This is a genomic window from uncultured Marivita sp. (assembly GCF_947488135.1).
Taxonomy (GTDB): Bacteria; Pseudomonadota; Alphaproteobacteria; order Rhodobacterales; family Rhodobacteraceae; genus Marivita.
Window position 1 is genome coordinate 269,638 of sequence record NZ_CANKYW010000005.1, and the last position, 13,709, is coordinate 283,346.

The 13,709-nt window shown below is 64.6% G+C and carries 14 protein-coding genes; 1 reads left to right on the forward strand and 13 read right to left on the reverse strand.

The window, feature by feature from the left end; genetic code table 11:
* Nucleotides 1-7: 7 nt before the first annotated feature.
* Nucleotides 8-835 (forward strand): ATP-binding cassette domain-containing protein, encoded by an 828-nt coding sequence (locus Q1B16_RS15550; RefSeq protein ID WP_299790686.1) that lies wholly within the window; start codon nucleotides 8-10, stop codon nucleotides 833-835.
* A 475-nt stretch (nucleotides 836-1,310) separates the two neighbouring features.
* Here Q1B16_RS15550 and Q1B16_RS15555 read toward each other — a convergent pair whose 3' ends face one another.
* From Q1B16_RS15555 to Q1B16_RS15615, 13 genes are all read right to left on the reverse strand, one after another.
* On the reverse strand, nucleotides 1,311-2,489 hold the full coding sequence (locus Q1B16_RS15555) for a Fic family protein (protein WP_299790689.1): 1,179 nt from the start codon (nucleotides 2,487-2,489) through the stop codon (nucleotides 1,311-1,313).
* Nucleotides 2,490-2,567: 78 nt separating this feature from the next.
* Nucleotides 2,568-2,813 (reverse strand): DUF2274 domain-containing protein, encoded by a 246-nt coding sequence (locus tag Q1B16_RS15560; RefSeq protein WP_299790692.1) that lies wholly within the window; start codon nucleotides 2,811-2,813, stop codon nucleotides 2,568-2,570.
* Nucleotides 2,810-4,009 (reverse strand): TrbI/VirB10 family protein, encoded by a 1,200-nt coding sequence (locus Q1B16_RS15565; RefSeq protein WP_299790695.1) that lies wholly within the window; start codon nucleotides 4,007-4,009, stop codon nucleotides 2,810-2,812. Before Q1B16_RS15565 ends, Q1B16_RS15560 begins: the two co-directional genes overlap by 4 nt.
* On the reverse strand, nucleotides 4,006-4,986 hold the full coding sequence (gene trbG / locus Q1B16_RS15570; protein ID WP_299790698.1) for a P-type conjugative transfer protein TrbG: 981 nt from the start codon (nucleotides 4,984-4,986) through the stop codon (nucleotides 4,006-4,008). Before trbG ends, Q1B16_RS15565 begins: the two co-directional genes overlap by 4 nt.
* Nucleotides 4,983-5,666, reverse strand: a complete 684-nt coding sequence (gene trbF / locus Q1B16_RS15575; RefSeq protein ID WP_299790701.1) for a conjugal transfer protein TrbF — start codon at nucleotides 5,664-5,666, stop codon at nucleotides 4,983-4,985. The genes trbG and trbF overlap by 4 nt, the downstream gene beginning before the upstream one ends.
* A complete protein-coding gene (trbL, locus tag Q1B16_RS15580; protein WP_299790704.1) occupies nucleotides 5,666-6,952 on the reverse strand; it encodes a P-type conjugative transfer protein TrbL in 1,287 nt (428 codons plus the stop codon). The genes trbF and trbL overlap by 1 nt, the downstream gene beginning before the upstream one ends.
* Before the next feature lie 4 nt (nucleotides 6,953-6,956).
* Nucleotides 6,957-7,226, reverse strand: a complete 270-nt coding sequence (gene trbK-alt / locus Q1B16_RS15585; protein WP_299790707.1) for a putative entry exclusion protein TrbK-alt — start codon at nucleotides 7,224-7,226, stop codon at nucleotides 6,957-6,959.
* A 4-nt stretch (nucleotides 7,227-7,230) separates the two neighbouring features.
* Nucleotides 7,231-8,013, reverse strand: coding sequence for a P-type conjugative transfer protein TrbJ (trbJ, locus tag Q1B16_RS15590; RefSeq protein WP_299790711.1), 783 nt, complete (start codon nucleotides 8,011-8,013; stop codon nucleotides 7,231-7,233).
* Nucleotides 7,997-10,477, reverse strand: coding sequence for a conjugal transfer protein TrbE (gene trbE, locus Q1B16_RS15595; RefSeq protein WP_299790714.1), 2,481 nt, complete (start codon nucleotides 10,475-10,477; stop codon nucleotides 7,997-7,999). The genes trbJ and trbE overlap by 17 nt, the downstream gene beginning before the upstream one ends.
* A gap of 4 nt (nucleotides 10,478-10,481) precedes the next feature.
* Entirely contained in the window at nucleotides 10,482-10,751 is a 270-nt protein-coding gene (locus Q1B16_RS15600) for a VirB3 family type IV secretion system protein (protein WP_299656976.1), read from the reverse strand.
* A complete protein-coding gene (locus Q1B16_RS15605) occupies nucleotides 10,751-11,077 on the reverse strand; it encodes a TrbC/VirB2 family protein (protein WP_299790718.1) in 327 nt (108 codons plus the stop codon). Before Q1B16_RS15605 ends, Q1B16_RS15600 begins: the two co-directional genes overlap by 1 nt.
* A complete protein-coding gene (trbB, locus tag Q1B16_RS15610; RefSeq protein ID WP_299790721.1) occupies nucleotides 11,074-12,057 on the reverse strand; it encodes a P-type conjugative transfer ATPase TrbB in 984 nt (327 codons plus the stop codon). The genes Q1B16_RS15605 and trbB overlap by 4 nt, the downstream gene beginning before the upstream one ends.
* A gap of 179 nt (nucleotides 12,058-12,236) precedes the next feature.
* Nucleotides 12,237-13,709, reverse strand: coding sequence for a class I SAM-dependent DNA methyltransferase (locus Q1B16_RS15615; RefSeq protein WP_299790724.1), 1,473 nt, complete (start codon nucleotides 13,707-13,709; stop codon nucleotides 12,237-12,239).

A 13,709-nucleotide genomic window follows, 5' to 3' on the forward strand; every position in this document is an offset into this window, starting at 1 on the left:
CGACAACATGAATGGCATTCGGCCGCTCTCCGATCCCGCCCGCAATCAACCGTTGGTCCGAATAACCGGCGTGTCGAAGGCCTTTGGCGGAGTGCACGCGCTCGAAGACGTAAATCTCGACCTGTGGCCCGGCGAAGTCGTCGGGGTGCTGGGCCACAACGGCGCCGGTAAATCGACGCTGATGAAGATACTCGCCGGTGCCTACGAGCGCGATACCGGCGTCATCGAGGTTGACGATCGGCCGGTCGACTTTAGAAAGCCTGCCGACGCTCAAGCTTGCGGGATCGAGACCATCCATCAGAGTCTGGCGCTGGCCGACAACCTCGATGCCGTCTCGAACCTGTTTCTGGGCAGAGAGATTGGCTGGCGGCTGGGGCCTTTCCGCGTGATGGACGGGCCGCAGATGCACGATCTGGCCAAACGCGTGATTTCGCAACTCAATCCCAATTTCACCGCTCTAACGGTGCCCTGTCGAGATCTCTCGGGCGGACAGCGGCAGACCATCGCCATTGCACGCGCCGTCCAGTTTCAGGCGCGAATTCTGATCATGGACGAGCCGACCGCCGCTTTGGGACCGCAGGAAACTGAAATGGTGGGGGAGTTGATCCAGGAATTGAAGCAAAAGGGGTTGGGCATCTTTCTGATCAGCCACGACCTGCACGACGTGTTCGAGTTGTCCGACCGGATTGTCGTGATGAAGAACGGCCGTATTGTCGGTGGCGCGCGGGTCGAGGACGTCACACAGGACGAAGTGCTTGGCATGATCGTGGCGGGGAACTGCCCGGCTGTTGCGACAGCAGGCACGGGCGTGTTGCAGGCAGGCGAGTCGCAATAGAGAAGCCCGTTCTTGAGAATGCCGATTGTTTGCGCACCAAGGTGATCTTGTCGGCGATCGTTCAGCCAAGTAGGCACTTATTGAGATGTCCGGCGAAGTTGCCGCTTGGCCAACCGTTCTGTTGGATTAAACATGCGACTCTTTGGCTGGGCACTACGCTTCACAGCAACGCCTTCGACGATTCGGCGGCTGCGTGGGCCAAAGATACAAATTGAGCGTATGGGTGGAAAAGGACGCATTATCCGCGGCTTTCTGCTCCCTGACAGAATGTTCAGTGGAGGATCGGCTCGACTCCGTCGCAACTTCAGGCGGGTAGGGGGTGCTGATGTGCGATCCGTGTGCAATCGGTCTGGAAGGGCCGTAAAGCCGATGAAACGGATCTTTCTGTATGACGGCGTAACGGCAGTAACGTCTGCACCACCGGCATTCGTCGTACACGCGGCAAAGGTGAGATTTTCGATATGGCATCGTCATTTCAGCTTGTCCCAACGGGATCCGTACCCTCATTAAGGATTTCCAGGTAGCGGTGGTAGCGAAAGACCCTTCCCCGCTTTCGACCCGTAAACTCCTCGATGATGCCGAGACGCTCCAGATCGGCCAGAGCCGCGTTCACGGTCGGTGCGGTCAGTCCGGTCCGTTCCACCAGCTGCCCCGAAGTCAGGAAGGGTGCTTGTTCGAACCAGTCGTGGACACGCAAGGCTGAACCGGCTCGGGCGCTGTCCGAAGTGATGCGCTCCCGATCCGCTTTGAACAAGTCCACGATCCGGGTGGCCGCGTCGAAGGCCTGGTTTGCTGTTTCGGTAACACCGGTGAGAAAGAAGTCCAGCCAGGCCTCCCAGTCGCCTTTCTCGCGGACATCCTGCAGGAGCCGGTAGTACTCGGTGCGATGGGTCTTGAGGTAGAGGCTGAGATAGAGCAGTGGGCTTCGCAGAACGCCATGGACGCAGAGGTAGAGCGTTACGAGCAATCGCCCGATGCGGCCATTGCCATCGAGGAAGGGGTGGAGCGTCTCGAACTGAACATGGATCAGACCGGCCCGGATGAGCGCGGGCAGGCGCGAGGTCTCGTCGTGAAAGAAGCGCTCCAGCGCGTCGAGACAGGTTTCCAACTCACTCACTGGGGGTGGCACGAAGAGGGCGGTTCCGGGACGGCTGCCCCCGATCCAGTTCTGGGTGCGACGGAACTCACCCGGGGCCTTGGTCTCGCCGCGACCGCTTTGCAGAAGGCGGCCATGCATCTCGCGGATGAGGCGCAGCGACAGGGGCAGGGTGTCGAGCCGCTCGAGGCCATGCATCATTGCACCGACATAGTTCGACACCTCGCGGATGTCGTCGATCGGCTCGCCGTCCTGCGCCTCGGTCTCGAAGCGCAGGAGATCGGATAGGGTCGACTGCGTGCCTTCGATCTGCGAGGAAAGCACCGCTTCCTTGCGCACATACATGTAAAGGAACAACTCCTGTCGCGGTAGGAGCATGGTGATCCCATCGAGGCGGCCAAGCGCTCGTTCCGCGAGGCTGAGGCGGTCAATCAGGCCCAGCACATCGATTGGAGGATCGGGCGGCAAGGGCGGCGGCACGAAGGCACGCACGGTCTCGCCCGCGGCAGGTGTTTCGATGTATCGTCCCAGACGCGGGTTGGGTGCGGTGTCGGTCATCGCTTATTCTTGCTGACCCTTCTTATTAAAGCAAGATGAAAATTACTTTAATAAGGAGGTGGGCAATTAAAGGGGGCTTTATTTGGCGGCCTCCGGGCTTTCTTTTGTGCGGCTTCGCCTCGCCTTGGCGAACCCCCGATCCGTCGCGATGAACCGCTCTAGCATGGGGACAATCAGTTTTCCGGGTTCGATCGGCTGCTGGCCCGTCTCTCGGCCGAGGATTTCGCCGTAGGCGATAAGGTCACGGTGCACATCGGCGGGAAGCTCTACGGTCAGCTTGACCGGCTTGTCATCATGGATCGGGCCAAGCTTCAGTTTCGTCATCGGATTTCTCCCAAGGGCTCGAGGATCAGGTCGCGGGTGACCATGACGCGGACGGGGAAGCCCGGGCGGATGGTCAGTGTCGGGGGAACGGCGACCTGCTGTCGCACGATCTCGTCCCCGGTCCGCCCGATCGTGTCTTGTGCGGCTTCGCGGATGGCTTGGGCGACGTCATCCTCGCTTTCGGCCCCGCTTTCCAGGCCCAGGTTCAGGATCGTGGCGAGGCCTGCGGCGAAAAAGACGCGACCCCAATGATAATTGACCCGGTCCTGCAGGCCGGACGCGCCTGTACCGTCAGTGCCGGGTGCGCGTTCCAACACAATGGAGCGACCATCGGACAGGATGAGGCGGGTCCAGACGAGGAGCAGGCGGCTTTGGCCGGATGCGATGCGGCTGTCGTATTCTCCCAGAAGCCGAGCGCCTTGCGGGATCAGCAGGTATCGCCCTGAGGGGCTGTCATAGACATTCGACGTCACCTGGGCCGAGATCTGGCCGGGTAGGTCGGAGCGCAGTCCGGTGATCAGGGCGGCCGGGATCACCGTTCCGGCCTGCAGGATGTAGGCGCTGGGCGGCGGCACCATGCGCTGCGCGCTGACGGTGTCCGTGTTTCCCGCACGTGCAAGGAACGCTTCCCGGTTTGAGACCGGATCGTTTGCCGTCGGGCTGCCCAATGTGGCGGGAAAGAGCGCGCCGGTCGCGGGAGAAGTCGGTGTGGCATGTGCTGCGCCGCGCGGCACGGTTTGCGCCTCGGTGAAAAGGGCGCTCAGCCGGGCGGCGTCGAGTTCCTGAAGGCGGCGTTGTTCCTCCGGATCGACTGTCGGGGCCAATGGACCGGAAAGGGGCGGTGCCGGGACCGGCTGACCCCGATCCTGAGCGCCGAGAATTGCGCGGCCCAGTTCACCGGGCAAGGGCGGGCCGAGACGCGGGACATCGGCGTAGTCCCGAGGCAATGTGGACAGCCCTTCAGCCGCCTGAATGCGTTCGGTGGAAAAGAGCTCGGTCTGGGTGCCCTCCTGCCGGTTGTTCTGCAGGGCCACGATCAGGATCGCGCCAATGCCAAGTCCGCCGATTGCAGTGGCAAGGGCAAAGGCTCGGCGAGACAGGCGCATGACACGGGGCGGATCAGGCCTGAGGCGGAGCTCCTGGGCGATGTCTTCCTCGGTCCGTGTCGGCTCTGGCATGTCAGGGGTTTGTGTCATCGCTCCGCCTCCGGCTGGGGCGCGCGCGGCGGGCGTTGATCGCCATCCGTACGCACGATCCGCACGACCTGCTGTCGTCTTTCGCCGAGACGCAGCTCTGCGGCCCCGAACAGGCGGTCCACGATCAGCACGTTGCCATGCACGCGGGTGTTGACGATCTGGCCGCGTCCATCCGCGCCGATCACGAAGAGCGGGGGCATTTCGCCCTGGGCGATGCCGGGGGGGAAGACGACATAGACACGCCGTCCATCGTCGAAGACGGAGACTGGCCGCCAGGGTGGGGCATCGCCCTGCAAGCCGTAACGGTAGCGCCGTTCGGCCTCGTGCGGGATCGCCGGGCGGCGGATGGTCGGGGCGCGGGGCGTGGATCGCACCTCTGGATAGGCCCATGCGACGCTGGGCATCCAGGTCTCCTCGTCTGCGTGCAACTCGATGTGGTAGGTGCGCCGGTCGGTGTTGACGACAAGATTGGTGGAGATGTCGGGGCGGGTGGGTTTGACGAGAATATGGACGCGTTCGCTGCGGCCTGCGCCGCTGGTGGTGTCACCGATGATCCAGCGCGCGGTGTCACCCGCCGCGATTGGGCCGGGTCCGGTCAGGCGTTCGCCGGGTTCGAGCGCGATATTCGTGATCTGCCCGGGTGCGGCATAGACTTGGTAGAGCGCGCCCTCGCTCCACGGAAAAACCTGCATGGCATTGTAGTAGCCCTGCTGTCGGGGCTCGACCCGGGCGGCGGCATTGGCGGCGATGATGCGCGCTTCCGGCGTGTCCGCATCGGGATCGCCGCCGCGGGAGGGCGTCCAGCTTGGCGGCGTGTGGACCGGGCGAGGTGGCCCTTCGGCCGGGGGTGGTGCTGGCGGTGGCGCAAGGGTCGGGACCTGGTCGTCATAGGCGATCTCGGGCGGGCGTTGGCCCGTGCAGGCGGTGAGCGCGGTGGCCGCGAGAAGAAGGGCAGAGATGGGGGGCAATCGGTTCATTGGGCATTCTCCCTCGACCAGTTGATGGCATGGACATAGACGCCGAGCGGATTGGCCCGCAGGCGCTCCGCATCGCGCGGCGGCTGGATCACGACAGTCAGGATGGCGGTCCAGCGTTCAGTTGTGGCGAGCTGGCCGTTCTCGTAGCGCCGCTCGATCCAGGCGACGCGGAAGCTCGTATCCGAGGCGCGGATGACGCTCGAGACTTCGACGGAAACCTGCGTGTCGCCGACCAGGGCGAAGGGATCGTTCACGCGGGCATGGTCATTCAGCGCGATGGCCCCTCGATCCGTAGCGAAATCGTAGGCACGAAGCCAGTTCTGGCGCAGCACGATCGGATCGGCCGGCACCTGCCGGACATGCTCAACGAAGCGGGCGAGGTGCCAGGCGATCTGCGGATCGGTCGGGCGATACTCGGCCAGCGCCGGGGCGACGGCCTGTGCCGCGCCGAGATTGTCGACCTCGACCACATAGGGCACCACGCTGCTGCGCGTCGACTGCCAGGCGAGTGCCGCGCTGAGCCCGGCCGACAAGGCGAGGCAACCGAGCGCCATGAGGCACCAGTTGCGGGCTTGGACGCGGGCGGAGCCGATCCGCTCGTCCCAGACTTGCGCGGCTTTCTGGTAGGGGGTGACGGGTTCGGGCGTGGTGCCGTAGCGGACACTGGGGCGTCTGAACATCAGGAGGACCTTTCGGAGAGGCTGACGACCGTGCCGCCGCCGCCATGATCGCCGGAGCGAACGACATGGGCCGCGGTGGAAAGGCCGTGCTGGAGGGATTGCTTGCGCTTCATCCGGCGCGCCCAGTCGGGTGGGCTATCATTGGCCGAGGCAGGTAGGGCGCCACCCGCCATCCGTCCCCCTGTGGCGGCATAGGCCGCGCGGGCTCCGGATTGCGCGCCGTCCGAGATCGCGCGCCGGAGTGGGCTGAACGCAGTTACGGCACCGGTCTTGCCGACTGCGGCCACGCCACCGACGGACTTGCCCAGTGCCGTGCTGCGCGAGGCTGCGCCAAGTTGATAGGCCGTCGCGGTTCCGCTGCCGACCGCGCTGGCACCACGCAGGGCGGCACCTCCGGTGCCAAGGGCCATCCGGGTCCCGGCCACACCGGCGACCGCGGCCCCGCCCACGGCAATACCGGTGCCGACAGCGGCCCCTGCGCCAAGCTGCGGCCCGCCGGAGACAATGCCATTGGCGATGCCAGGGCCGAAGATGCCGAGGGCGAGAAGCGCCAGCGCGCCGAGGACCACGGACATCGCGTCGTTGATCGTGGGTTCACCCGCAAACCCGGCGGTGAATTCGCTGAAGATCGTGGAGCCGATGCCGACGATGACGGCCAGCACCAGAACCTTGACGCCGGAGGAGATGACGAGGCCCAGCACGCGTTCGGCCATGAAGGCGGTTTTGTTGAAGAGCCCGAAGGGCACGAGGATGAAGCCCGCCAGCGTGGCCAGCTTGAATTCGATCAGGGTGACGAAGAGCTGGATCGCGAGGATGAAGAAGGACAGCAGGACCACGAGCCAGGCGAAGAACAGGATGAGGATCTGGATCAGGTTCTCGAAGACGGCGACGAAGCCGGTCAGCTCGGCGATGGAGGCAAGGATCGGCTGACCCGCCTCGAGCCCAACCTGGGCGATGCGCCCGGGCTGGAGGAGTTCGGCGGCGGAAAGGGTGCCGCCGGTGGCCACCAGGCCAAGACCTGCGAAACTGTCGAAGACGATCCGGGCCAGCGTGTTCCAGTTGCCGATGATGTAGGCAAAGACCCCGACGAAGAGGGTCTTCTTCACCAGCCGCGCGATGATGTCGTCATCCGCGCCCCAGGCCCAGAAGAGCGCGGCCAGGGTGATGTCGATCACGATCAGCGTGGTGGCGAGAAAGGCGACGTCGCCCCCGAGAAGTCCGAAACCGGAATCGATGTAGGAGGCGAAAACCTCGAGAAACCGGTCGATAACACTGACGCCGCCCATCGCCTCACTCCGTCCCGGCCGGCTCTGGCGCCAGATCGAAGAAGCGCTGCCGGGCCGCCTCCCAGGCGGCGCGGCATTCGGTGTCGGTGGCGTAGTCTTCGGGCGTCAGGTCACGGCAACGCCCGAGAGTACCGCGCAAGGCGTCATCCCTGATCACATGCCCGGTGTCGGTGGGCAAGACGGTGCGTGTCAGTTCGACCGCGGCGGCGAGGGCGGCAAGGCCGCCGATACCGAAGGCGACAAGGCGCAGAGTTCGCGGGGTGTCGAGGGCCATGCGCTTACTCCCCGAAGAAGCGCACGGAGCCGGGGGAGTAACCGCCGCCATAATCGAGGAACCGAGCGAGGTTCTCGCGGCCCTGCGCCTCGGCCGAGGCGATGCGGGCGGCTTCCAGCGCTTCGGCCCGGTTCTGCGCGGCGATGGCGGCGGTCAGATCGGCGATCTGTGTGGACTGCAATGCGAGCAGTTGGTTGCCAGCCTGCGCGACCTGCAGGGCCCCAACGGCTCCTTGGCTTTCGCGGATGAGCGCGTCCATCTGGCTGCGGGCTCCGTCGATATTGCCCACGACCCCGGCCTGCACGCGCAAGCTGTCCTCGAAGCCCGCGACCGAGGTCTCCCACCGTTCGCGCGCGCCGGCGATCATCTCATCGAAATCACCCTGGGCTGCTGCAGCGCCGTAATCCTGCGCAAAGGCCTGTTCGATGGTGGCGACGTCGAAGGCGAGGCTCTGGGCATCGGCCAGGAGTCGCTGGGTTTCGCCGATGGCGTCCTGCAGCTCCGCCAGCGACGAATGCGGCAGGTTCGCGAGGTTCAGCGCGTCGTTCATCAGCATCTGCGCCTGGTTCTGAATCTGGGCGATCTGGTTGTTGATCTGCTCCAGCGCGCGGGCAGCCGAGAGGATGTTTTCGGCGTGGTTGCGCGGGTCGTAGACGATCCGCCCGCCGCCCCCGAAGAAGAAGGCTTGGGCCGGTGCCGATAGAACCGGTGTCAGGACGAGGGCGCTGGCCATCAATGCGGCGGCGAGTTTGCGGGGCCGGGCAGCGCGCTCAGGATTGCGGGTCATGTTCTGTCTCCTTTTGGTCAGGGTGAGGGGGTGTCGGATCGGCTGGTGCGATGTCGGGCCCGAGCAGGTCGATGGCCCAATCAAGACCGCGATGGCGCAGCCAGGCGGCGGCAAAGCCATCCCGGCCGTGGGTGGCGAGCAGATCGCTGATTGCGGTCTGGTCGGCCTTGGATGAGGCGGCGGTGAAGGCCAGCGCCACCTCGCCGAGACTTAGCGAGAAGAGCCGGTTGCCCCGCCGCGACTGGCAGTAGTAGTCGTGCTTCGGCGTCGCGCGGGCGACGATGTCGATCTGGCGGTCGTTCAGCCCGAAGTTCCGGTAGATCCGTGCGATCTGGGGCTCGAAGGCGCGCTCGTTGGGCAGGAAGATACGCGTGGGGCAGCTCTCGACGATGGCGGGTGCGATGAGGGACCCGTCGATATCGGCCAGCGACTGGGTGGCGAAGATCACCGAAGCGTTCTTCTTTCTCAGCGTCTTCAGCCATTCGCGGAGCTGCCCGCCGAAATTGGCGTCATCGAGCGCAAGCCAGCCTTCATCGATCAGGATCATAATGGGCCGCCCATCGAGCCGCGCCTCGATGCGGTGAAAGAGATAGGCGAGTACTGCGGGGGCAGCTGCCGAGCCGATCAGACCCTCCGTTTCAAACGCCAGCACGTCCGCGCTGCCCAGGTCTTCGGCCTCAGCATCGAGAAGCCGTCCGAAAGGCCCGCCGAGGCAGAAGGGCTTGAGCGCGCGTTTGAGTTCGGTCGACTGCAGCAGGACCGAGAGGCCGGTCAGTGTGCGTTCCTCGCGCGGGGCCGAGGCGAGCGAGCTCAAAGCCGACCAGAGATGGTCCCGCGCGCCTGGGTCGATCGTCGCGCCTTCCCGTCCAAGGATTCCCGCGAGCCAGTCCTGCGCCCAGGCGCGTTCCGGCACCTCATCTACGCGCGCGAGCGGCTGCAGCTGCACGGCGGGTTCCTCGTCGGCCAGTGCATCGCCGAGGTTTTCCCAGTCCCCGCCCATGGCGAGCGTGGCGCAGCGGATCGAGCCGCCAAAATCGAAGGCGAAGACCTGCGCGCCCGGGTAGCGGCGGAACTGCATCGCCATCAACGCGAGCAGGACTGATTTGCCCGCTCCGGTCGGGCCGACGATCAAGGTATGGCCGACATCGCCCACATGGGTGGAGAAGCGAAACGGGGTCGTGCCGTCGGTTTCGGCGTGAAACAGCGGCGGGCCGTCCAGATGGTCGTTGCGGTCCGGCCCCGCCCAGACCGCCGAGATCGGGATCATATGGGCAAGGTTCAGCGTCGAGATGGGTGGTTGACGGACATTGGCGTAGAGATGGCCGGGCAGGGAGCCGAGCCAGGCCTCGAGCGCGTTCAGCGTTTCCGGGATGCAGGTGAAATCCCGCCCCTGCACTATTTTCTCGGCGACCTTCAGCTTGGCCTCGGCGGTTGCGGGATCCTCGTCCCAAACGGTGATCGTCGCGGTCACATAGGCCGCGCCCGCCACATCGGCGCCGAGTTCCTGCAGTGCCTCGTCGGCATCCGCCGCCTTGTTGGCCGCGTCACTGTCGAGCAGGGTCGAGGCTTCGTTGGTCATCACCTCCTTGAGGATCGCGGCCACCGATTTACGCTTGGCGAACCACTGGCGGCGGATACGGGTGAACACCCGGGCGGCATCCGTCTTGTCGAGGCAGATTGCCCGCGTGCACCAGCGATACTCGAAACCCTGCGCGTTCAGCTCATCAAGCAGCCCGGGCCAAGTGGCGCTCGGCAGGCCGATGATGGTCAGGGTCTTGAGATGCGCGGCGCCGAGCCGGGGTGTCAGTCCTCCCACCAACGGGTCATCGGCCAGCACCGCGTCGAGATGCATCGGGACCTCGGGCACGCGGACGCGTTGGCGCCGGGTCGACACGGTCGAATGCAGGTAGGTCAGGGTCTCGGCATCGGAAAGCCAGGCGATCTCCGGCATGAACCCGTCCAGCAGATCGGTCAGCCGGTCGGCGCGGCTGACAAAAGCGGAAACCAGATCCTGAGGTTTGGTGCCGCGATCGGGGGCGTTCTCCAGCAGCCAGCCTTCGGCGCGGCTCGCATCATCCGTAGGCGGCATCCAGACCAGCGTCAGGAGATACGCGCTCTCGAAATGCGCGCCCGCTTCTTCGAACTGCGCGCACCGTTCGGCATCGACGAGGGCGGAGACAGGATCGGGAAACTCGGAGGTGGGGTAGTCCTGCGCCGGTATACGCTGCGCTTCCACGAAGACAGCCCAGCCGGAGCCAAGCCGCCGGAGCGCGCTGTTCAGCCGGGCCGATGCGGCGACCAGTTCGGCGGGCGTGGCGGAATCCAGATCCGGCCCCCGAAACCGCGCCGTGCGTTGCAGGCTGCCATCCTTATTCAGGATGACACCGGGCGCGATCAGCGCCGCCCAAGGCAGGAAATCGGCCAGTAGGGCGGATTTGGAGCGGTATTCGGCCAGACGCATCATCGGCTCAGACTCCGAACCAGGAGGGGTAGCGCAGATGTCTGCGCGCCACCTCGGCGATCTGTGCGTCCCGCTTCGCGGCCCAGACCGCGAGAAGGTGGCCCACTAGCCAGAATGCGAGGCCAACGAGCCAGAGCCGCAAGCCGAGCCCGATGGCGGCCGCCAGGGTGCCATTGGCAATGGCGATGGTGCGCGGGGCACCGGCCAGCAGGATCGGATCGATCAGGGCGCGGTGCACCGGCGCGAAATAGCCGGGGATGTCGTTGGGGTTCTCCATCAGATCAGCGCTCCGCCGCCGAAGGAGAAGAAGGAGAGAAAGAAGCTCGAGGCCGCGAAGGCGATGGACAGCCCGAAGACGATCTGCACCAGCCGCCGGAACCCGCCCGAACTGTCGCCGAAGGCCAACGTCAGCCCGGTCACGATGATGATGATCACAGCAACGATCTTGGCGACCGGGCCTTCGATCGACTCGAGGATGGTTTGCAAGGGGGCTTCCCATGGCATGCCGGACCCGGCGGCGAGCGCCGGCACAGGCAGGGCGAAGACGACGAGGCCGAGCGCGGTTGCGCCAAGGGCTGTGCGAAATGATGGCAGAAGGGTCATGGATGGCTTCCTTGTGTTGTTGGGAAAAGGGGGGTGAGGGCATAATCGCCCGAGGCGGTCAGGCCGGTGACACGCGCCAATTCAGAGAGGCGACGTTCGGCGCCCCGTCCGGACAGAACGGCGATCAGGTCGATGGTTTCTGCGATCAGCGCGCGCGGAACTGTCACCACCGCTTCTTGGATCAGCTGTTCGAGCCGCCGCAGCGCGCCGATGGCGGACCCGGCGTGGACCGTGCCGATCCCGCCCGGATGGCCGGTGCCCCAGGCCTTGAGCAGGTCGAGCGCTTCGGGGCCGCGCACCTCGCCAATGGGGATGCGGTCTGGGCGGAGCCGCAAAGATGCGCGCACGAGATCGGACAGGGTCGCGACCCCGTCCTTGGTGCGGAGAGCCACGAGGTTGGGGGTCAGGCATTGCAGCTCGCGCGTATCTTCGATCAGGACCACGCGGTCCGAGGTCTTGGCGATTTCCGCCAACAGCGCATTGGTGAGGGTCGTCTTGCCGGTTGAGGTCCCACCCGCGACAAGAATATTGGCCCGGCTGGTGACCCCTTCGCGCAACTGCGCAGCCGCATCTGAGGAGAGAATGCCCTTTGCGACATAGTCCTTGAGGGTAAACACCGCGACGGCGGGCTTGCGAATGGCGAAGGTGGGCGCGGAAACCACTGGCGGCAGCAAACCTTCGAAGCGCTCGCCCGTGTCTGGCAGTTCAGCAGAAACACGCGGGGCCGCGGGATGGACCTCCGCCCCGACGTGATGCGCGACAAGACGGATGATGCGCTCGCCATCGGCGGGAGACAGCACTGCGCCTGTGTCGTTCAGCCCATCGGCCAGACGGTCAACCCAAAGCCGCCCGTCGGGGTTCAGCATCACCTCGACGACGCCGGCATCCTCGAGCCAGGCGGCGATGCTTGGGCCAAGGGCCGTGCGCAACATGCGTGCGCCGCGGGAAGACGTCTCGGTTTTGAAGGGCGTAACGGTCATGATTGGCCTCGCGATGGATCACGGGACCGATCAAGAAGACCGTTATTTGGGTACGCGCAACAGCTGCGAAAGCGGAGTAGTGTTATTGGTTAGAACGGCAGGGTTCCGGCGGAAGCAAGTCCCCAAACCGGGGCGTTCCGGCGCGACGATTTCCGCGACCACCGGAACGAATACGAATCCTATTCTACGCTCACGGCTTCAAAGCTCGCGAGGGCTGCTCGAAGGTTTTCCATAATCTCTTCTGCCAAAACGTCGGGCTCTGGGAGATTTTCGAGATCGGTCATTGACGCATCACGAAGCCAGAAAAGATCGAGGCTTGCCTTGTCACGTGCCAGTAGTTCTTCCCGGTCAAAGGCGCGCCAGCGCCCATCCGGGCTTTCTTCGCTCCAGGTCGGGCTGCGTTCATATCGATTTTCGGGTTTGTAGCACGAGACGAAATCTTCGAGGTGCACGTACGTCAGGGGCTTCTGCTTCAAGGTATGATGCACGTTGGTCCGGTAATCGTAGTACCAAACCCTGGAGGTCTGCGGATCAGGGCTGGCGGCACGGTTGTCGAAGAAGATCACGTTCGCCTTCACGCCCTGTGCATAGAAGATGCCTGTAGGCAGGCGAAGAATGGTATGGAGATCCGTCGTCTGGAGCAGTTTCCGCCGGATGGTCTCTCCCGCGCCGCCCTCGAACAGGACATTGTCGGGAACAACCACGGCGGCCCGCCCCGTTGTCTTCAGCATCGTCCGGATGTGCTGGACGAAGTTCAGCTGCTTGTTAGATGTGGTAGCCCAGAAATCCTGGCGATTGTAGGTCAGGTCGTCCGTCTCCTGCTCGCCTTCCGCATTGGTGAAGCTCATCGAGCTCTTTTTGCCGAAAGGCGGGTTCGCCAGAACGTAGTCGAAGGTCTCCGACGGCGGCGAGATCAGCGCGTCGGCCGGCGACACCAGCGTATCCCCGGTCATTTCGCCGATCCCGTGCAGGAACATGTTCATCAGGCAGAGGCGCCGGGTCCCGGCGACAATCTCGTTGCCGAAGAAGGTCGAATGCTTCAGGAGCGCCTTCTGATCCTTGTCGAGCCCATAGTTGTCCGGGTCCGTCAGGAAATCATGCGCGGCGAGGAAGAATCCGCCGGTCCCGCAGGCCGGGTCGGCGATGGTCTTGCCAGGCTCGGGGCGGACGCATTCGACCATTGCGCGGATCAGGGCACGCGGCGTGAAATACTGGCCGGCGCCCGACTTCGTATCCTCGGCGTTCCGCTCCAGCAGCCCTTCGTAGATGTCTCCTTTGACATCTGCCCCGAGCGTCACCCACTTCGTGCCGTCCACCATGTCGATCAAACGGAACAGCTTCGCCGGATCGGTGATCTTGTTTTGCGCCTTGGTGAAGATCTGGCCGAGCATGCCTTTCTGCTCGCCCAGCTTGCGCAACAGCATAACGTAGTGCGCTTCCAGTTCCGCTCCCCGCCGCGAGGTCAGACTGGTCCAGTCATACCCCGCGGGGATCCCTACATCGCGGCTATAGGGGGGCTTGGCGTATTCGCCCGCCATCTTAAGGAAGATAAGATAGGTGAGCTGCTCCAGGTAGTCGCCATACCCAACGCCGTCGTCGCGCAGCGTGGTGCAGAAGCTCCAGACCTTGGAGACAATTGGGGCCGTATTCAT